13 protein-coding genes are annotated in these 18460 nt (G+C 68.1%); 3 read left to right on the top strand and 10 right to left on the bottom strand.

Annotated features, from left to right (window positions below):
- The gene (locus tag ABL843_RS10905) at positions 1-882 is read left to right on the top strand and encodes a hypothetical protein (protein WP_418119869.1); all 882 of its coding nucleotides are present in this window, start codon (positions 1-3) and stop codon (positions 880-882) included.
- On the opposite strand, the gene ABL843_RS10900 is transcribed toward ABL843_RS10905, so the two are convergent.
- The 3 genes from ABL843_RS10900 to ABL843_RS10890 are packed head-to-tail and all read right to left on the bottom strand — an operon-like array spanning position 874 to position 3859.
- Entirely contained in the window at positions 874-1533 is a 660-nt protein-coding gene (locus ABL843_RS10900; RefSeq protein WP_418119868.1) for an aspartate/glutamate racemase family protein, read from the bottom strand. The genes ABL843_RS10905 and ABL843_RS10900 overlap by 9 nt on opposite strands.
- 18 nt (positions 1534-1551) lie before the next feature.
- The gene (locus ABL843_RS10895; protein WP_126024232.1) at positions 1552-2454 is read right to left on the bottom strand and encodes an amino acid ABC transporter substrate-binding protein; all 903 of its coding nucleotides are present in this window, start codon (positions 2452-2454) and stop codon (positions 1552-1554) included.
- A gap of 58 nt (positions 2455-2512) precedes the next feature.
- Positions 2513-3859, bottom strand: a complete 1347-nt coding sequence (locus ABL843_RS10890; protein ID WP_418119867.1) for an aspartate aminotransferase family protein — start codon at positions 3857-3859, stop codon at positions 2513-2515.
- 121 nt (positions 3860-3980) lie between these two features.
- Between ABL843_RS10890 and ABL843_RS10885 the strand changes: the two genes are divergently transcribed.
- Entirely contained in the window at positions 3981-4859 is an 879-nt protein-coding gene (locus ABL843_RS10885) for a MurR/RpiR family transcriptional regulator (protein ID WP_418119866.1), read from the top strand.
- 7 nt (positions 4860-4866) lie between these two features.
- Here ABL843_RS10885 and ABL843_RS10880 read toward each other — a convergent pair whose 3' ends face one another.
- The 4 genes from ABL843_RS10880 to ABL843_RS10865 all read right to left on the bottom strand — a co-directional run bounded on the left by ABL843_RS10880 (position 4867) and on the right by ABL843_RS10865 (position 9203).
- Positions 4867-5562, bottom strand: coding sequence for a GntR family transcriptional regulator (locus tag ABL843_RS10880; RefSeq protein WP_165909686.1), 696 nt, complete (start codon positions 5560-5562; stop codon positions 4867-4869).
- Positions 5563-5814: 252 nt separating this feature from the next.
- Positions 5815-6276, bottom strand: a complete 462-nt coding sequence (locus ABL843_RS10875) for a (2Fe-2S)-binding protein (protein WP_418119865.1) — start codon at positions 6274-6276, stop codon at positions 5815-5817.
- 37 nt (positions 6277-6313) lie between these two features.
- Positions 6314-8581: a molybdopterin cofactor-binding domain-containing protein gene (locus tag ABL843_RS10870; protein ID WP_418119864.1), complete on the bottom strand. Its 2268-nt coding sequence runs from the start codon at positions 8579-8581 to the stop codon at positions 6314-6316.
- A gap of 37 nt (positions 8582-8618) precedes the next feature.
- Complete coding sequence (locus tag ABL843_RS10865) at positions 8619-9203, bottom strand: TetR/AcrR family transcriptional regulator (protein WP_184636334.1); 585 nt, start codon at positions 9201-9203, stop codon at positions 8619-8621.
- A 260-nt stretch (positions 9204-9463) separates the two neighbouring features.
- On the opposite strand from ABL843_RS10865, the gene ABL843_RS10860 reads away from it, so the two are divergent.
- Entirely contained in the window at positions 9464-9829 is a 366-nt protein-coding gene (locus tag ABL843_RS10860; protein ID WP_418119863.1) for an SPW repeat protein, read from the top strand.
- 39 nt (positions 9830-9868) lie between these two features.
- Here ABL843_RS10860 and ABL843_RS10855 read toward each other — a convergent pair whose 3' ends face one another.
- From ABL843_RS10855 to ABL843_RS10845, 3 genes are all read right to left on the bottom strand, one after another.
- On the bottom strand, positions 9869-11344 hold the full coding sequence (locus ABL843_RS10855; RefSeq protein ID WP_418119862.1) for an efflux transporter outer membrane subunit: 1476 nt from the start codon (positions 11342-11344) through the stop codon (positions 9869-9871).
- Positions 11345-11362: 18 nt separating this feature from the next.
- Positions 11363-14659 carry an efflux RND transporter permease subunit gene (locus ABL843_RS10850; protein WP_418119861.1) on the bottom strand — a complete coding sequence of 1099 codons (3297 nt, stop codon included), beginning with the start codon at positions 14657-14659 and terminating at the stop codon, positions 11363-11365.
- Positions 14660-15329: 670 nt separating this feature from the next.
- Complete coding sequence (locus ABL843_RS10845; protein WP_418119860.1) at positions 15330-18449, bottom strand: efflux RND transporter permease subunit; 3120 nt, start codon at positions 18447-18449, stop codon at positions 15330-15332.
- Positions 18450-18460: the final 11 nt, after the last annotated feature.

Below are 18460 nucleotides of genomic sequence, written 5' to 3'. Positions count from 1 at the left end.
ATGCGAACGTTCACGCCCGGCGACAGACTCGAAGAGCACGCCTCGACTTTCGACGATCACGGCGAAGACCGCCGCAAGAACGCCCTCGACCTGGAACGCGAGCAGCGCGCCTCGATGCGCCGCGTGACCGAGGCCACGGGCGCGTCGGCCCACGAACTGCGGCAGCTCATGCAGCGGCTGCGCGACATCGACCTCTCGGGCTCCAGCGCGGGCATCGTCGCGCAGGGCCACATCGAGGCCGACCGCATGCAGTCGGGCATGGCCGCGCTCGACCTGGGCGACGGCAACGTGGCCGAACAGCGCGGCGACGCGGTGCAGAGCATCGATTTCTGGCTGCTCGAACCGCTGGACCCCGCGCACGACAAGAAGTGGTATGCGCGCTGGAAGTTCTGGAGCTTCATCCTCGGCGCGGCCGGCCCGGAAGCCGCGCTCACCCTGCAGGGACTGGCGCTGCGCCCCACGGAGCCCGGCGACACGCACGCCGACCTGGTCGCCAAGGCGCGCAAGGTGCTCGAAAGCTGGCGCCGCACCTCCGAGCCGCTCTTCTGGGCAGCGGTCGAATGCTACGTGCGGCAACAGTCGTTCTCGCTCGAAACACAGGCCTACCTGATGCACTGCATCGCGTCGGTTTTCACCGGCGACCCGATGAAGCTGTCGAACGAGCAGAGCGAGCAGCTCGCGGCCGTGCTCGCCGACACCTACTGCGACGCGCTGGGCACCTCGGCGAGCATGCCCTCGGCGGACATCTACCGCCGCCTGTCGCAGGGGCTTGAAGCCACCGACCGGGAGACCGGCCTCGCCCGCAACCTCGGGCGCAGCGACGCGGCGCAGATCGCGATGACCGCGCTGTTCTCGGTGATCGAGTTCTCTCGCCTACGCTGAAGCGCCGCCACCGGTGCGCCGGCGCAGCGCGCGCACCGCGCTGTCGACCGTGGTGAGCACCGGCAGCCCGCTGGCCGCCTCGCAGGCAGAACGTGCCCGTGCCATGCTGAACTGCGCCAGCGCGATGCGCGTGCAGCCCCGTTCGCGCAGTGCGGCGGCCTGGGCGGCGATGAGCGCGTCGTGGCGCTGCGTATCGCCAGCGTTCAATGCATCGAGCGCGCCTTCAGCCAGCGCGGTTTCGAGCGCGACCTCCGAAGGAAACTCCGGCGGCATCGACGCCAGCGTGGGGGCGAAGGTGGCGATCAGGCCGAGCCGGCCCTGCAGCCCTCGCACTGCCTCGTCGATCATGGCCTCGTTGGGCTTGAGCACCGGAATGCCCGCGTGCCGCCGCGCCACCGCCTCGATGCACGGCCCGAAGGCCGAGCAGGTGAAGAGAATGCCCTGCGCGCCGGTATCGACCGCGTACTGCGCGAGGCGCTGGAAGCGCTCGTGCATGGCGGCGTCGAGCCCCTTGCCCTCGCGCGCCAGGTCGGCCGAGAGGCTGTCGTCGAGCAGGTTCATGCGCACGGCATCGGGCCAGTCGCGCGCGAAGGCTTCGTTGATGGGCGCGACGGAGTGCGAGAGCGCGTGGATCAGGGCGATGCGGGTCATGAGTTCAGGCGACGGCGCTCAGATGCCCTTGGAGGAAGGATTGGCGAAGGCGTCCTTCGTCTCGGCATTCAGCGGATAGTTGATGTTGATGCCCTTGGGCGGGATCGGCGACATGAACCACTTCGCATAGAGCTTTTCCATCTCGCCCGACTTCATCATGCCCGAGACCACGCGATCGACCAGCGCCTTGAAGGCCGGGTCGTCCTTGCGGAACATCAGCGACTGGTTCTCGGTGCGCAGGCTCTCGCCGGTGATGAGGAAGTCCTTGGGGTTGCGCGCGTTCGCGATCTGGCCGGCCAGCAGGATGTCGTCGAGCACGAAGGCCTGGGCGCGGCCGGTTTCCACCAGCAGGAAGGAGTCGCTGTGGTCCTTGCCCGCGAGATTGGTCACCTCCAGGTTGCGGCCCCGGTCGGCCTCGCGCAGCAGGCGGAACGAGGTGGTGCCGCTGGTGGTGGCCACGGTCTTGCCCTGCAGGTCGGCGATGCCCTTGATACCCGAATCGGCCTTCACCAGCATGCGCACGTTGTAGCGGAAGATGTCCGGCGAGAAGGCCACCAGCTTCTGCCGCTCGACGAGGTTGGTGGTGGAGCCGCATTCGATGTCGACCGTGCCGTTCTGCACCAGCGGAATGCGGTTGGCCGAAGTGACGGCCTGGTACCTGACCTCGACGGCCGGCATCTTCAGCTCGCTCTTTACCGCCTCGACGATGCGGTTGCAGATGTCGAGGCTGTAGCCCACCGGCCTGAGGTTGCCGTCGAGGTAAGAGAAGCCGAAGGACGACTCCCGGTAGCCGAAGGTGATGGCGCCGCTGGCCTTGATCTTGGCGAGCGTGTCGTTCTCCTGCGCCTGCGCGGCGGCGAAAGGCATCAGCGCGGCCGCAAGCACGGCGGCGAAGGAAAACAGCGGACGAAGCTTGGGCATGGAACGCTCCTCGAGGCGATGGTGGGGGGAAGACGAACGGACGGGAAAGTGGTGGCGCTCAGCGCGCCGCAGCCGCTGCCGCAGCGCGCGTGACCGCGTCGATGGAGGCCGCGAGCCGCGCGGCGATCTCCTGCAGGTCCTGCCGGGTGGCGATGAAGGGCGGCGCGAGCAGCACGTGGTCGCCCTGGCGGCCATCGACCGTGCCACCGAAGGGGTAGCACAGCAGGCCGCGCGACATGGCGTCCTTCTTGACGGTGGCGTTGACCTTCAGCGCCGGATCGAACGGCGCCTTGCTCGCGCGGTCGGCCACCAGCTCGATGCCCCAGAAGAAGCCGCGGCCGCGGATGTCGCCGACGTGCGGATGCGCGCCCAGCGCGTCGGCCAGCATGCGGCCGAAGGCGACGCCGTCCTCGCGCACCTTGGCGACCAGGCCGTCGCGGCGGATCACCCGCTGCACCGCGAGAGCGGCGGCGCAGGCCATCGGGTGGCCGAGGTAGGTGTGGCCGTGCTGGAAGAAGCCGCTGCCTTTCGACATCGCCTCGACGATGCGCCGCTGCGCCAGCACGGCGCCCACCGGCTGGTAGCCGCCACCCAGGCCCTTGGCGACAGTCATCAGGTCCGGCACCACGCCCTCCTGCTCGCAGGCGTGCAGCGAGCCGGTGCGGCCCATGCCGCACATCACCTCGTCGAGGATCAGCAGCACGCCGTACCTGTCGCACACCGCGCGCGCCGCCTTGAAGTAGCCCGGCACCGGCGTGAGCACGCCGGCCGTGGCGCCGCCGACCGTTTCGGCGACGAAGGCGATCACGCGGTCGGCGCCCTGCGCAAGGATGGCCGCTTCCAGCTCGGCCGCCAGGCGCAGGCCGTACTGCTCGGCGCTCTCGTCCGCGTGCTGCTCGCGATACGGATAGCAGGGCGAGACATGCGTGGCCGGCACCAGGATGGGCGCGAAGGGTTCGCGGCGCCATGCGTTGCCGCCCACGGCGAGCGCGCCCAGCGTGTTGCCGTGGTAGCTCTGTCGGCGCGCGATGAAGTGCGTGCGCTGCGGCTGGCCGATTTCCACGAAGTACTGCCGCGCCATCTTCAGTGCCGACTCCACCGCCTCTGAACCGCCGCTCACCAGGTAGACGTGGCTCATGCCCTCGGGGGCGGAGCCGATCAGCTCGTCCGCCAGCTGCTCGGCCACCTCGCTCGTGAAGAAGCTGGTGTGGGCGTAGGCCAGCTTGTCGATCTGCGCGTGCATCGCGGCCATGACCTCGGGATGCGCGTGGCCCAGCGAGGACACGGCGGCGCCGCCGGAGGCGTCGAGGTACTCGCGGCCCTCGGCGTCGCGAATGAACATGCCGTGGGAGCCCACGGCAACGGGCGGGGTCTGGCGGAGGTGGCGGTGGAAGACGTGCGTCATGGCTCGGTGTTTGGAACTAACGTTTCCGGCGAATTATTGTTTGGAACATTTGTTCCGTCAACTGCCGTGTTTTCCCTGCTCCGGTACATTTGTTCCAACTCAGCCAAGGAGACACACCGTCATGGACGCCAAAGAGCAGATACGCCAGCGTTTCAACGAACTGAGCCCCGCGCTGCAACAGGTGGCGCGCTACGTACTCGACCACCCGAACGCGGTGGTCACCAGCTCGATGCGCAGCGTCGGCATGCGCTCGCAGAGCACGCCCGCGACGCTCGTGCGTTTCGCGCAACACATGGGCTACGGAGGCTGGCCACAGCTCAAGGAAGCCTTCGCCGCCGGGATGGGCCTGGGCTCCGAGACCTACGGCGGCCGCGCCAAGCAGCTCGTCGGCCGCGCCAGCGACCAGACGCTGACCGGCGAGATGTTCGAAGTGCAGCGCCGCAACCTCGAAGCCACCCACCAGCAAAGCGGCTACGCGCTGCAGAAGGCCTGCGCGCTGATCGAGAAGGCACCCGCCGTGCACGCCGCCGGCTTCAGGGCCTGCTTTCCGATCGCCTTTTCGTTCGTGTACGTGTACCGGCTCTTCCGCGCCAGCGTGCACCTGGTCGACGGCCAGGGCGGCTCGCTGGAGATGCAGCAGCGCGCCTTCGCCAAGGGCGACGCGCTGGTGGTGGCGAGCTTCGCGCCCTATTCGCGCGAGGCGCTGCAGGTGACGCGGGCGGCCAAGGCGGCGGGCTGCCGCATCGTCGCCATCACCGACAGCGTGGCCTCGCCGCTGTCGCTGCTGGCGGAGGAGACGCTGCTCTTCACGATCAACAGTCCTTCCTTCTTCCCCTCGGTCGCGGCCGGGGTGGCGGTGACGGAGGCGCTGGTCGAGCTGCTGGCCAGCCGTGCCGGCAAACCGGTGATCCGGCGCATCGACCAGGCCGAGGCGCAGCTCTTCGAGTCGGGGGCCTACCTCACGGCGCCGGCCATGCGCGGCGGCCAGGGGCCGGCCTGAGTCTGGTTCAGACCAGGGACCGGGTGCGGGTCGGGTTCTTCTGGCTCAGGTAGAGCACTAGCAGATCGCGGTTGGAGTTGATGTGCTCGCGCATGGCGGCCTCGGCGGCGGCGGCTTCCTGCCGGCCCAGCGCCTCGACGATGCGGCAGTGGTCCGCGAACGCCTGCAGGGCCTGCTCGTGCCTGTGCAGCAGCATCGAGGCGTCGCGGTTGTGGGGACGCAGCTTGCTGTCGAAGATGATCGGCAGCTGGCTGGCGCGCTGCACCGCCTCGGCGAGCCAGCGGTTGTCCGCCAGCGCCAGCAGTTTCTGGTGGAAGGCCAGGTCCAGGTCCTGCCAGCGGGCGGCGCGGCCTTCGGACCATTCGCCGGTGTGATGCAGCAGCTCGTGCTGCTCGTCGAGCATGGCGGTCAGCTTCGACAGGGCCGCGCCGTCGAGCCCGACCTCGCCGATCAGCCGGCAGCACATGCCTTCCAGCGTGGCGCGCACGCTGAAGGCGTCGTGCACGTCCTTGGCGTTGAAGCGGCGCACCTGGAAGCCCTTGTTGGGCAGATAGACCAGCAGCCCCTCGTCCGCCAGCCGTGCCATGGCGCCGCGAACAGGCGTGCGCGACACGCCGAGCTCGTTGGCCAGCGTAATTTCCATCAAATGGGAACCGGGCGCGATCTCGCCATCGAAGATGCGGTCACGCAGGGTTTCGGCCACGGACAACGCTCGCGTCCGTGAAGGATCTGGGGGGGTCATCGAAAGTCGGGAACTGGGGGCGGCCGGAAGCGGGCCGCGCGGATGGTACGGCGGCGTACAAAAGCTTCATATCCCCTGTTTCCGTAAAAATTTCATTTCTGGGCTTTTTCGATGATTACGGAAAAATTCTTAATTTTTGTAAACAGCTTTCTGACCACGAGCGTTAACCCGCCCCCCGCCCGGTTGCGCCGCCCGAAACCCGGCCAGTTCTTCTCAGCGCGAGGCTTTCTGCGCGGCGATGTGAATGGCGGCGCGGATGCGTGGATAGGTACCGCAGCGACAAATGTTTCCGCTCATTGCGGAAGAAATGTCGTCATCGCCAGGCTTTGGCGTCTTTTTCAGCAGCGCGCAGGCCGACATCAGCTGACCGCTCTGGCAGTAGCCGCACTGCACCACGTCGACTTCGGCCCAGGCCTGCCGCAGGGCGTCGGCCTCCTTGCCATTCAGTCCCTCGATGGTGGTCACTTCCCGGCTGCCCACTGCCTCCAGCGGGGTGACGCAGGAGCGCACCGCCTCGCCGTCGAGGTGCACGGTGCAGGCGCCGCAAAGCGCCTTGCCGCAGCCGAACTTGGTGCCGACGAGCCGCATCTCGCCGCGCAGCACCCACAGCAGGGGGGTATCGGGTTCGGCATTGACGGTGACGGCCTTGCCGTTGACGGTGAGCGTGGTGGTCATCGCGTTTTCCTTGCTTGTTTGTCCGGTGTCCTGCCGCTCAGGCGAGCTTCAGCGGCAGGCTGCGCAGCCGCTGCCCGGTGAGCGCGAACACGGCATTCGCCACCGCCGGCGCAATGGGCGGCGTGCCGGGCTCGCCAACGCCACCGGGCGCCTCGCCGCTGGCGGCGATCTCGACCTCGATGGCCGGGCACTCGTTCATGCGCAGCGGCATGTAGTCGTGGAAGTTGCTCTGCTGCACCTGCCCCTTCTCGACCGTGATCTCGCCGCGCAGCGCGGCGGAGAGGCCGTAGACGATGGCGCCTTCCATCTGCTGGCGGATCAGGTTCGGGTTGACGGCCACGCCGCAGTCGATGACGCAGACAACACGGTGCACCCGCACCTGCCGGTCCGCCGAGACCGACACCTCCGCCACCTGCGCGACGATGCTGCCGAAGGAACGGTGGATCGCCAGCCCGCGCGCGCGCTTCGCGCCGTCGGGCCCCGGCTCCGGTGGCTGGCCCCAGTTCGACAGCTCGGCCACGCGCCTGAGCACGCGCAGGTGGCGCTCGTCCTTGGCGAGCAGCGCGGCGCGGAACGCCACCGGGTCCTTGCCCGCTGCGGCGGCGCATTCGTCGATGAAGCTCTCGACGAAGAAGGCGTTCTGCGAATGCGCGACCGAGCGCCACACGCCCGTGGGCATGGCCGATTCCACCGGCTCGTGGGCGACACGCGCATTGGGAAATGCGTAGGCCGTATTCCACGCGCCATCGGTGGTGGTGTCCATGAACGAAGGCGCGCCCATGCTCGAGCCGGCCGTCGTGGTCTGCCAGGCAACCAGCGCGCCAGCCGCATCGAAGCCCGCCTTGCATCGCGCGACGTAGGCCGGCCGGTAGAAGTCGTGCGCCATGTCCTCCTCGCGCGACCAGAAGAGCTGCACCGGCGCGCCGCCGGTCTCGCGCGCCAGCGTGGCGGCCTGGGTGACGAAGTCGGTGCTGTAGCGCCGGCCGAAGCCGCCGCCGAGGTAGGTCACGTGCAGCTCGACCTTGGCGGCGTCGATGCCGAGTGCCTTGGCCGCGGCGTTGCGCGTGAAGCCCGGCGCCTGCGTCGGCGCCCAGACGGTCGCCTTGCCGTCCTTGAACTGCACGGTGCAGTTCATCGGCTCCATGGTCGCGTGGGCCAGGAAGGGCACGCGGTACTCGGCTTCGATGGTCTTGGCGGATGACCGGAACGCGGCGGCCACGTCGCCGTCGTTCAATTGCGCGTTGCCGGGCCTGGTGCGCAGCGTCTGCGAGAGCCGCTCGATCATCTCGGCGCTCGAAAGGCTGGCGGCCGGGCCGTGGTCCCATTCGATGGCGAGCGCCTTCACGGCGCGCATCGCGTGGTAGGGCGTGTCGGCGATCACGGCCACGCCCCCCGGCGTGGCGCCGGTGCCGATGAGCGTGGCACCGACCGGCTCCAGCGCCATCACCTTGCGCACGCCCGGCAGCTTCTGCGCCGCCGTGGCGTCGAAGCTCGCGACGCGGCCGCCGGTGGTCGGGCACATCGCGATGCTCGCGTACAGCAGGCCCGGCGGGAGCACGTCGAGGCCGAAGGTGGCGGAGCCGTCGAGCTTGGCCGCGCCGTCCACGCGCCGCGCGGGCTGGCCGATGAGCTTGAAATCGGCAGGCTTCTTCAGAGCCACCTGCGCCGGCAGCGGCTGCTGCGCGGCCTTCGGGGCCAGTTCGCCGAAAGTGGCGCTCTTGCCGCTGACATGCAGAACGCGCCCGGCTTCGGCGCGGCATTCGGCCACGGGCACCTGCCACAGCGCGGCGGCGGCGCCCAGCAGCATGGTGCGCGCCGATGCGCCGGCCTCGCGCAGCGGCATCCACTGGTCGGTGATGCTCGATGAGCCGCCCGTGCCCGAGAGCCCCGGAATCGAGCGCAGCAGCTTGCCGACCACGTGCTGCGTCGAGCGCTTCACCGCGCCCTCATCGCCGGGCCGGAAAGGCAGCGCGTCGAGGATCGCTGCCTGGTTGTTGTAGATGGCGTCGGGGCCGGCCGTCTCCAGCCGGATCTGCTCGAGCGAGGCGCCCATTTCTTCGGCGAGAAGCATCGACAGCCCGGTGTGCGTGCCCTGCCCCATTTCCGACTGCGACATCATCAGCGTGACCGTGTTGTCGCTGCCCACCTTGACCCAGCCGTTGAGCGCGACCTGCCCTGGGGCGGCCGGCAGGGGCTCGGCCGGCATGAGCCGCGACGCGGCCGGCGTTGCCGACCAGCCGACGACGAGGGCGCCGACGGCCCCCACGGTGCCGAGGACGAAATGGCGACGCTTGAGCTTGGGCATGGTGTGGTTCTCTCTCGTGGGGATCTGCGGACAGGACTCAGGCGCCGGCGACGATGCCGCGCCAGAAGGTCTCGAAGCCGGCTTCGCAGTAGCCGGCGCGCCCTTTCCTGCTCTTGGTCTGCGCGACGAAGACCATCGTGGTCTCGGCCATCGCGCCCAGCATCGCGCCGAGGAAGGGCAGCGGCTGGTCGCGTATCAGGCCGTTGCGGATGCACTCCGTCGCCAGCACCTCCAGCCGCAGGAACGGCGCCATGCCCGCCGCCTTGCTTTCATCGCTCACCTGGTCCGACACCTTGAGCTGCGACATCACCTTGAATTTTTCCGGGTTGTCGACGCCCCAGTACACGTAGCGGTCCCAGATGTGGCGGTACTTTGTCTTGGGGTCCGCCTCCTCGGGCCAGTCGGCGAGCATGACCTCGGCGAGCTCGGTCTTCAGCTGGCGGTAGAGCTCGTTGACCAGCACTTCCTTGTTCGCGAAGTAGGTGAAGAGCGTGCCCTCGGCCACGCCTGCCGCGCGCGAGATGGCCGAGGTGGGCGTGCTCCACGCGCCCCGGCTGGCGAACTCGGCAATGGCTGCATCGAGGATCGCGTTGCGCTTGTCTTCGCTTCTGGGTCTGGCCATGGCTCGCGTCGGATTCTTTTATTGATTGAGTACGTGCTCAATTATAGAAACGCGATCCGGATGCTGGCAACCATGGCGTATTCCCGTCCGGGGCTCCCAGGCGACGACCGACGACCTCCGCCGCCAGGTGACCGTGCCGCGCAAGTGGGAAACATTGGAGTTGCCACTCTAGGCGCGGCGCCTCGCCGGCAGGAACCCCTTCCCCGCGCCATGGGTCAAAAAACTGTCGCGGCGCCTTGTCGCGACAGGAGGTAATGACCATGAAGCAAGTGAAGCATTGGCAAGACCCCGTCAACGCCGCCGCCGGCGCCTGGCTGATCGTCTCGCCCTGGGTCCTGGGCTTTTCGGGCATGACGGCCGCCATGTGGACGATGGTGGCGATCGGCATCGTGCTCGGCGCGGTGGCGCTGGGTGCGACCTTAGTGCCCCGACAGTGGGAAGAATGGACCGAGGTCGCGCTGGCAGCCTGTCTCGCGGTGTCGCCCTGGTTGCTCGGGTTCCGCAGCAACGAGACGGCGATGGTCAACGCGGTGCTAGTGGCCGCGGTGATCCTGGTGCTGGCGCTGTGGGTTCTCGTGACCGACAAGGACTACCTGGGTCACACCATGGACCGCCCGGCGCATTGACGACCGCCCGCGCCGGTCAGGTACCGGCGCTCGCCGCGCTTACCGCGTGGCAGGCGATGTGGCGGGCTGCGCCTGCGCGGCGCCGTCCATCCACCCGGCCTGCCAGCCACCGCCCATCGCCTGGATCAACGCGATGGCCGTGGTCTGGCGGTTGACCTGCAGTTGCACCAGCGTGCGTCGCGCGCTGAGTGCGGCGGCCTGTGCCGTGACCACGTCGGTGTAGCTGACCTGCCCCGCGCGGTAGCGGTTGAGCAGCTGCTGCTCGGTCTTGTCCGCCGCCGCCGAGGCCTCGCGGCGCAGGCCCTCCTGCTGCGCGAGCGTCGCACTCGCGGTGAGCTGGTCTTCCACCGCCTGGAAGGCCGTGAGCACGGTCTGGCGATATCGCGCCACGCTGGATTCGTAGCCCGCCTTCGCCGAATCGACATTGGCCGCGATCGCGCCTGCGTCGAACACCACCTGCGCAACCGACAGCCCCAGCCCCCACAGCGTGTTGGACGAGCTGAACAGGTCCTTCACGCGGCTGACGTTGCTGCTGCCGACCGACGCCGTGAGGCTGATGTTCGGGAAGTACGCCGCGCGCGCAATGCCGATCTGCGCATTGGCCGCCGCCACCGAGCGTTCGGCCGCCGCGATGTCGGGACGGCGCTGCAGCAGCGTCGAGGGCACGCCCAGCGGCACGCCGGGCACCGTGGGCGTCCATTGCGCGGCGGGCAGGCTGAAGTCGGCCGGCGCCACGCCGATCAGCGCCGCGATGGCATGCTCGTAGGTGGCGCGCGTGCGCTGCAGGCCCACGCGCTCGGCCTTGGCATTCACCAGCTGCGTCTGCGCCTGCAGCACGTCGGTCTGCGCGGCGATGCCGGCGGCATAGCGATTGCTGGTGATGTCGAAGGCGCGCTGGTAGCCCTGGATGGTCTCGTCGAGCAGCACGATCTCCGCATCGGCCTCGCGCAGCGAGAAATAGTTGGTCGCCAGGTCGCCGATGGCCGACAGCCGCGCCGCGGCCAGGTCGGCCTCGCTGGCCTGCGCGTTGGCCTGCGCGCTGCTCACCGCCTCGCGCAGCCGGCCCCAGACGTCGGGCGTCCAGCTCGCGCCCAACGATGCCGAGAAGCTGTTCGACGGGCTCGATGTGCTGCTGCCACCCACCGTGCCCGAGCGCCTGCCGCTGCCGTCGAGCGACACCGACGGGAACAGCGCCGCGCGCTCGCCGCGCACCAGCGCCTGGGCCTGCGTGTAGTTGGCCACCGCGGCGGCGATGTTCTGGTTCGACACCTGCACGCGGCCGGCCAGGTCGTCGAGCGTGGCGTCGCCGAAGAGCTTCCACCATTCGCCGCGGTCGAGCGCGTCGGCCGGCGCCGCGGGCAGCCAGCCTTCGGCGGCCTTCTGCTCCTTCCAGTTGGCCGACGCGGCGGTGGCCGGCTGCTCGTAGCGCGGGCCGACCGCGCAGCCCGCGAGCATGGCGGCCAGCGCGAGCGCCGAAAACGAAAAGCGGGAAGTGGAAGTAAACAGTGCGTTCATGTCGTTGTCGTTTCTCGCTCAGGCGGCCGTCACACGGCTGAGCTCGTGTTCGTTGGCGCTGCGGCGGCGCAGCTTGTCGAGCAGCAGGTAGACCACCGGCGTCGTCAGCAGGGTCAGCAGCTGGCTCGCGATCAGCCCGCCGATGATGGCCACGCCCAGCGGCCGGCGCAGCTCGGCGCCCTCCCCGAAGCCGATGGCCAGCGGCAGCGCGCCGAGCGCGGCCGCCATGGTCGTCATCAGGATCGGACGGAAGCGCAGCAGGCACGCCTCGCGCACCGCCTCCAGCGGCGTGAGCCCGCGCGAGCGCTCGGCCTCGAGCGCGAAGTCGATGATCAGGATGGCGTTCTTCTTCACGATGCCGATCAGCAGGAACACGCCGATCAGCGCGATGATGGAAAACTCCATGCGGAACATCAGCAGCGCCAGCACCGCGCCCACGCCCGCCGAAGGCAGCGTCGACAGCACCGTGATCGGATGCACCAGGCTCTCGTACAGGATGCCCAGCACGATGTAGATCACGATCAGCGCCGCCAGGATCAGAATCGCCTGCTGGCCCTGCGACTGCTGCGCGCTCGCCGCCGTGCCCGCGAACGCACCGCGCACGTTGGTTGGCATGGCGATGTTGGCCTCGGCCTTGGCGATGGCCTCGCGCGCGTCGCCCAGGTTGGCGCCCTCGGCGAGGTTGAACGAGATGGTCGTGGCCAGCTCGCCGTCTTCGTGGCTCACCGAGGTGGCCACCGACTGCTCCTCGAACTTCGCGACCGCCGACAGCGGCACGAGCGCGGTGGCCGTGTTGCTCAGCACGTTGCCCGTCGATGCGTTGCGCAGCGCCGCGTTGGCCGACACCGGCACGGTGGCCGCGGCTGCGGCGGACGAGGACGAGGAGGAAGACGAGGAACTCGACGAGGAAGAAGACGAAGACCCCGTCGACGTGCTGCTCGCCGCCACCTGCGTGGTCACGGTCTGCCCGCCCACCACCGACGTCCTGGTGGCCGGCACGTAAACGTCGCTCAGCGAGTTCGGGCTGCGCGTGTAGCGCTGCGCCCATTCCATCACCACGTGGTACTGGTTCAGCTCGGTGTAGATGGTGGCCACCTGCCGCTGGCCGAAGGCGTTGTAGAGCGCGTTGTCGATGGCCGTGGATGTCAGGCCCAGCCGGCGCGCGCTGTCGGGGTCGACCTTGGCCACCGTTTCCACGCCGTTCTGGTCCTGGTCGGTGTCGATGTCGGTCAGCACCGGCTGCAGCTTGAGCTCGTCGGCCAGCTTCACGGCCCAGGTGCGCAGGTCTGCGACGTTGTCGCTCTTGAGCGTGTACTGGTAGGTCGAGTTGCTTGCCCGGCCGCCCGAGCGCACGTCCTGCACCGTGCCCAGGAACACGCGCAGGCCGGTCACCTGGTTGAGCTGCGGGCGCAGCCGCGCGATGACCGCGAGGCCGCTGTCCTTGCGCTGGTTCGCCGGCTTCAGGTTGACGAACATGAAGCCGCCCCCTGCCCGGCCCGCGCCGGTGAAGCCCACCACGGTGTCGACCGCCTCGTCCTTGCGGATGATGTCGACCACCTGCCTCAGCTTCTCGCCGAGCGCCTGCGAAGAGATGCTCTGGTCGGCCCGCAGGCCGCCGTTGAGCTGGCCGCTGTCCTGCTGCGGGAAGAAGCCCTTGGGCGCCGCGCTGAACAGGTACACGTTCAGCCCGACCACCGCCACCAGGATCAGCATCACCAGCGCCTTGCTGTCCAGAGCCCAGTCGAGGCTGCTCTCGTAGCGCTTGAGCATCCAGTCGTAGCTGCGCGCGGCGATGCGGCCCAGCCTGCCCTGCGGCTTGTTTTTGTCGTGCTCGCCGCCGGGCTTGAGCATCCAGGCGCACATCATCGGCGTGGTGGTCAGCGAGATCACCAGCGAGATCAGCACCGCCGCCGACAGCGTCACCGCGAACTCGCGGAACAGCCGCCCCACCTGCCCGCCCATGAACAGCAGCGGGATGAACACCGCCACCAGCGACACGCTGATCGACAGCACGGTGAAACCCACCTCCTTCGCGCCCAGCAACGCCGCCTTCATGCGCGTCATGCCCGACTCGATGTGCCGGCTCGTGTTCTCCAGCACCACGATGGCGTCGTCCACCACGAAGCCGGTGGCCACCGTGAGCGCCATCAGGCTCAGGTTGTTGAGGCTGAAGCCCAGCAGGTACATCACCCCGAAGGTGCCCAGCAGCGCCGCCACCGTCGCCACGGCTGGCACGATCGTCGCTCGCACGCTGCGCAGGAACAGGCTCACCACCAGCACCACCAGAATGACCGAGATGACCAGCGTCAGCTCCACCTCGCGCAGCGAGCCGCGGATGGAATTGGTGCTGTCCGAAGCCACCTGCAGCGTCACGTCGGGTGGCAGTTGCGCCTGCAGTTCGGGCAACAGCGCACGCACGCTGTCGACCGTCTCGATGATGTTGGCCGAGGGCTGCCGCGTGATCAGCACGATGATCGCCGGCTCGCCGTTGAAGAGACCCAGCGTGCGCGTGTCCTCCACACCGTCGACCACCTCCGCCACGTCCTGCAGCCGCACCGCCGCGCCGTTGCGCCAGGCGATCACCATCGACGCGTAGTCGCTCGCGCGCAGCGCCGGCGTCTGCGTGTAGATCTGCAGCTTGCGCCCCTCGCCCTGCACCATGCCCTTGGGCCGGTTGGCGTTGGAAGCCTGGATGGCGGCGCGCACGTCCTCGGTGCTGATGCCGTAGCGGTTGAGCGCGAACGGCAGCAGCTCGATGCGCACCGCGGGCAGCGAGCCCCCGCCGATCTCCACGTCGCCGACGCCATCGACCTGCGACAGACGCTGGCTCACGATGTTCGACACCGCGTCGTAGATCTGGCCCGGCGTCTTGGTCTTCGACGTGAGCGCCAGGATGATCACCGGAGACGCCGCCGGGTTGGCCTTGCGGTAGGTCGGGTTGCTGCGCAGCGTGGCGGGCAGGTCGATGCGGCTCGCGTTGATGGCGGCCTGCACCTCGCGGGCCGCGCCGTCGATGTTGCGGCTGAGGTCGAACTGCAGCGTGACGCGGGTCGAGCCGACCGAGCTCGTCGACGTCATTTCGTTGACGCCTGCGATTGTTCCGAGGTGGCGCTCCAGCGGGGTGGCTACGCTGGTGGCCATCGTCTCCGGGCTCGCTCCGGGGATCGAGGCTCTTACCGAGATGACGGGGTAGTCGACCTGCGGGAGGGGGGAGACTGGGAGGACGAAGAAGGCTGCTATGCCGGCCAGGGCTACGCCTATGGTCAGAAGCACTGTGCCTATGGGGCGGCGGACGAACGGTAGGGATAGGTTCATCGCTGCTCTCCTTGCGGAGGGCGGAGGCCGGGTCTCGGCCCGGCGGCCGACCTACTTTTCTTTGCTTCGCCAAAGAAAAGTAGGCAAAAGAAAGGCGACCCCACTGTCTGCGACCCCTTCGCTGCGCTACGGGGCAACCTGCGGTGCTCGCGTTTCGCGGGGTCTCGCCCAAACTCGCTTCGCTCAGACAAGGGCGAGCCCTGATCCGCGAAACGCTGCGCTCCTCGGCGCAGCCAGAGGGGATTGGGGACACGCGGGCCATCGCTGCGCTCGGCTGCGGGTGCCCAGCAGGCGCTTTGCGCCTGCTGGGCTTGGAATGGGCCGTTGGGATTGCTCAGGCCATGGGAACGAAAGGCACCGCCGAGCAAAGCGAAGGCCCGAGGAGTCTGTTCAGAAGCCGAGCGAAGCGATGGCGCGGATCGCTCCCTTCTGGCTGTGCCGAGGAGCGCAGGCGCAGGAGGGATCAGGGCCGCAGCTGTTTGAGCGAAGCGAGTTCTGCGGACCCCCTCCTGCGCCGAGCACCGCAGGTTGCCCGTAGCGAAGCGAAGGGACGCAGACAGTAGGGTCGCCTTTCTTTTGCCTACTTTTCTTTGGCGAAGCAAAGAAAAGTAGGTCGGCCGCCGGGCCGAGACCCGGCCTCGGGAAGCAAAACAACCAGAGGCAAGCAAAGTCAAACCGCCTCCTCCTCAATCTCAACCCTCCGAGCACTCCCCCCACCCAGTCGATCAAACGCCAGATAAATAACAGGCGTAGTGAACAAAGTAAGCAACTGACTGACGATCAACCCCCCAAAAATCGCCAACCCAAGAGGCCGCCGCAACTCAGCCCCATCCCCAAAACTCAACATCAACGGCACAGCAGCAAACAAAGCCGCCAACGTAGTCATCAAGATAGGCCGAAACCGCAACAAGGCAGCCTGGTGAATCGCTTCCCGAGGAGACTTCCCCTGTGTCCGCTCCGCATCGATCGCAAAGTCGATCATCATGATCGCGTTCTTCTTCACGATGCCGATCAGCAGGATGATCCCGATGATCCCGATCACCCCCAGGTCGTTGCCCGTGATCATCAGCGCCAGCAGCGCGCCCACCCCGGCCGAAGGCAGCGTGGACAGGATGGTCAGCGGATGCACGTAACTCTCGTACAGCACCCCCAGCACGATGTACACGCACACCACGGCGGCAAGAATCAGCCACAGCTGGTTAGACAACGATTTCTCGTAAGCCCCTGAAGCCCCAAGGAAGGTCATCGTCACGCTGCTCGGCAGCCCGATTTCCTTCGCCGCCGCGCGAATCGCATCGACCGAAGCCCCGAGCGAAACACCGGGCGCGGTGTCGAAGTTCAGCGTGCTCGCCGGATACTGCGCCACGTGAGTGATCTGCAGCGGCGCCTGCTGCTCGCTGATCTGCGCAATGGCCGACAGCGGCGTCGCGGTGCCTGAACCGGCGATCAGGCTCAGCTGCCCCAGCGTCTGCGGCGTGTTCACCATGCCGGGCTGGGCCTCGAGGATCACGCGGTACTGGTTGGTCTCGGTGAAGATGGTCGAGACGATGCGCTGGCCGAAGGCGCTGTAGAGCGCGTCGTCCACGGTGCTCGCGGTGATCGACAGCCGCGCAGCCGTGTCGCGGTTCACGTTCACGAAAGCCGCCAGACCCTGGGCGCCGGCGTCGCTGCTCACGTTGCGCACCTTGTCCGATTCCTGCAGCTTCGCAACGAGCTTCTTCATCCACTCGGTGATGGCGGCGCTGTCCACGCCCTCGAGCGACATGCGGTATTCGGTCGGGCCGGTCTCGGCGTCGATGGTCAGGTCCTGCGTGGGCTGCAGGTACAGCGTGACGCCCGCCACCTGCCGCACGCGCTCGCGCAGGCGGTCCATCACGACCTGCTGGCTGTCGCGGTCCTTCGCGAGGTTGATGAGCATGCTGCCGGTGTGAAGCATGGTGTTGTTGGCGGCATCGACGCCGACGAAGGAGCTGAGGTTCTCGACCGCCGGGTCTTCGAGGATGGCCTGCGCCGCCTGCAGCTGAAGCTGCGACATGCGATCGAACGAGACGTCCTGCGCGGCCTGCACGCGGGCCTGCAGCTGGCCGGTGTCCTGCGTGGGAAACAGGCCCTTGGGGATGGTGAGGTAGAGCAGCACCGTCAGCACCATGGTCAGCAGCGCCACCAGCAGCGTGAGTGCCTGGTGCTCGATCACCCAGTGCAGCGAGCGGTCGTAGCGCACCATCACGCCGCTGAAGAAGCGCTGGGCGCGTGCGCCGAAGCCCTTGTCGGAGACCTGCTTCTTTTCCTCGTGCTTGAGCCAGCGCGCCGACATCATCGGCACCAGCGTGAGGGAGACGACCGCGGAGATCAGGATGGTGATGGCCAGCGTCACCGCGAACTCGCGGAACAGGCGGCCGACCACGTCGCCCATGAAGAGCAGCGGGATCAGCACCGCAATGAGCGACACCGTCAGCGAGATGATGGTGAAACCGATCTGCGTGGCGCCCTTGAACGCGGCCTGCAGGGGCTTCTCGCCTTCCTCGATGTAGCGCGCGATGTTCTCGATCATCACGATCGCGTCGTCCACCACGAAGCCGGTGGCGATGGTCAGCGCCATCAGGCTCAGGTTGTTCAGGCTGTAGCCCAGCAGGTACATCAGCCCGAAGGTGCCGATCAGCGAGATCGGCACCGCGATGCTGGCGATGACGGTGGCGCGCAGGCTGCCCAGGAAGGCGAAGATCACCAGCACCACGAGCACCACGGCCAGTACCAGCTCCATCTCGACGTGCTGAACCGAGGCGCGGATACCGGCCGTGCGGTCGCTGAGCACCTCGATCTTCAGCCCGGCGGGCAGGCCGGCCTGCAGTTCGGGCAGCTGCTTCTTGATGGCGTCGACGGTGGCGATCACGTTGGCGCCGGGTTGGCGCTGCACGTTCATGATGATCGCGGGCGACAGCTTGTTGGTGCCGTCGGCCTTGTTGCCGGCCCAGGCGGCGAGCTGGTTGTTCTCGGCGCTGCTGACCACCTGCGCCACGTCGACCATGCGGATCGGCGCGCCGTTCTTGTACGAGACGATCAGGTTCTTGTAGTCGTCGACCGTCATCAGCTGGTCGTTCGAATTGATCGTGTAGGCGCGCTTCGGTCCGTCGAAGCTGCCCTTGGCGCCGTTGGAGTTGGCCGCCGAGATGGCCGTGCGCAGCGTGTCCAGCCCGATGCCGTTGGCCGCCAGGGCCTGGGTGTTGGCCTGGATGCGCATCGCAGGGCGCTGCCCGCCGCTGAGCGACACCAGCCCCACGCCCGAGACTTGGCTGATCTTCTGAGCGAGCCGGGTGTTGACCAGGTTCTGCACGTCGGTGAGCGGCAGCGTGTCGGAGGTGATTGAGAGCGTGAGCACCGGCGCGTCGGCCGGGTTGACCTTGGCGTACACCGGCGGCGCCGGCAGGTCGGCCGGCAGCAGCGAGCCGCCGGCGTTGATGGCGGCCTGCACCTCCTGCTCGGCCACGTCCAGCGTCTGGCCCAGCGAGAACTGCAGCGTGATGATCGACACGCCCGCGGCGCTGGTCGAGCTCATGCGGTCGAGCCCCGACATCTGGCCGAACTGGCGCTCCAGCGGCGCGGTGACGGTGTTGCTCATCACCTCGGGGCTGGCCCCGGGGTAGAGCGTCTGGACCTGGATGGTCGGGTAGTCGACCTGCGGCAGCGCCGACAGCGGCAGGAAGCGGAACGCCACCAGGCCGGCCAGCACGATGGCGACCATCAGCAGCGAAGTCGCCACCGGCCGGAGGATGAACGGACGTGACGGGCTCAACGTGGGGCCTC

This window comes from Variovorax sp. 350MFTsu5.1 (genome assembly GCF_048302515.1).
In the GTDB taxonomy this organism is placed as follows: domain Bacteria; phylum Pseudomonadota; class Gammaproteobacteria; order Burkholderiales; family Burkholderiaceae_C; genus Variovorax; species Variovorax guangxiensis.
Note: the sequence above shows the minus strand (reverse complement) of the source record. Positions and strands in the feature narration are given on the sequence as shown.

Coding starts and splice junctions, on each gene's coding strand:
- ABL843_RS10905 (WP_418119869.1), top strand. CDS start 1: ATGCGAACGTTCACGCCCGGCGACAGACTCGAAGAGCACGCCTCGACT.
- ABL843_RS10900 (WP_418119868.1), bottom strand. CDS start 1,533: ATGACCCGCATCGCCCTGATCCACGCGCTCTCGCACTCCGTCGCGCCC.
- ABL843_RS10895 (WP_126024232.1), bottom strand. CDS start 2,454: ATGCCCAAGCTTCGTCCGCTGTTTTCCTTCGCCGCCGTGCTTGCGGCC.
- ABL843_RS10890 (WP_418119867.1), bottom strand. CDS start 3,859: ATGACGCACGTCTTCCACCGCCACCTCCGCCAGACCCCGCCCGTTGCC.
- ABL843_RS10885 (WP_418119866.1), top strand. CDS start 3,981: ATGGACGCCAAAGAGCAGATACGCCAGCGTTTCAACGAACTGAGCCCC.
- ABL843_RS10875 (WP_418119865.1), bottom strand. CDS start 6,276: ATGACCACCACGCTCACCGTCAACGGCAAGGCCGTCACCGTCAATGCC.
- ABL843_RS10870 (WP_418119864.1), bottom strand. CDS start 8,581: ATGCCCAAGCTCAAGCGTCGCCATTTCGTCCTCGGCACCGTGGGGGCC.
- ABL843_RS10865 (WP_184636334.1), bottom strand. CDS start 9,203: ATGGCCAGACCCAGAAGCGAAGACAAGCGCAACGCGATCCTCGATGCA.
- ABL843_RS10860 (WP_418119863.1), top strand. CDS start 9,464: ATGAAGCAAGTGAAGCATTGGCAAGACCCCGTCAACGCCGCCGCCGGC.
- ABL843_RS10855 (WP_418119862.1), bottom strand. CDS start 11,344: ATGAACGCACTGTTTACTTCCACTTCCCGCTTTTCGTTTTCGGCGCTC.
- ABL843_RS10850 (WP_418119861.1), bottom strand. CDS start 14,659: ATGAACCTATCCCTACCGTTCGTCCGCCGCCCCATAGGCACAGTGCTT.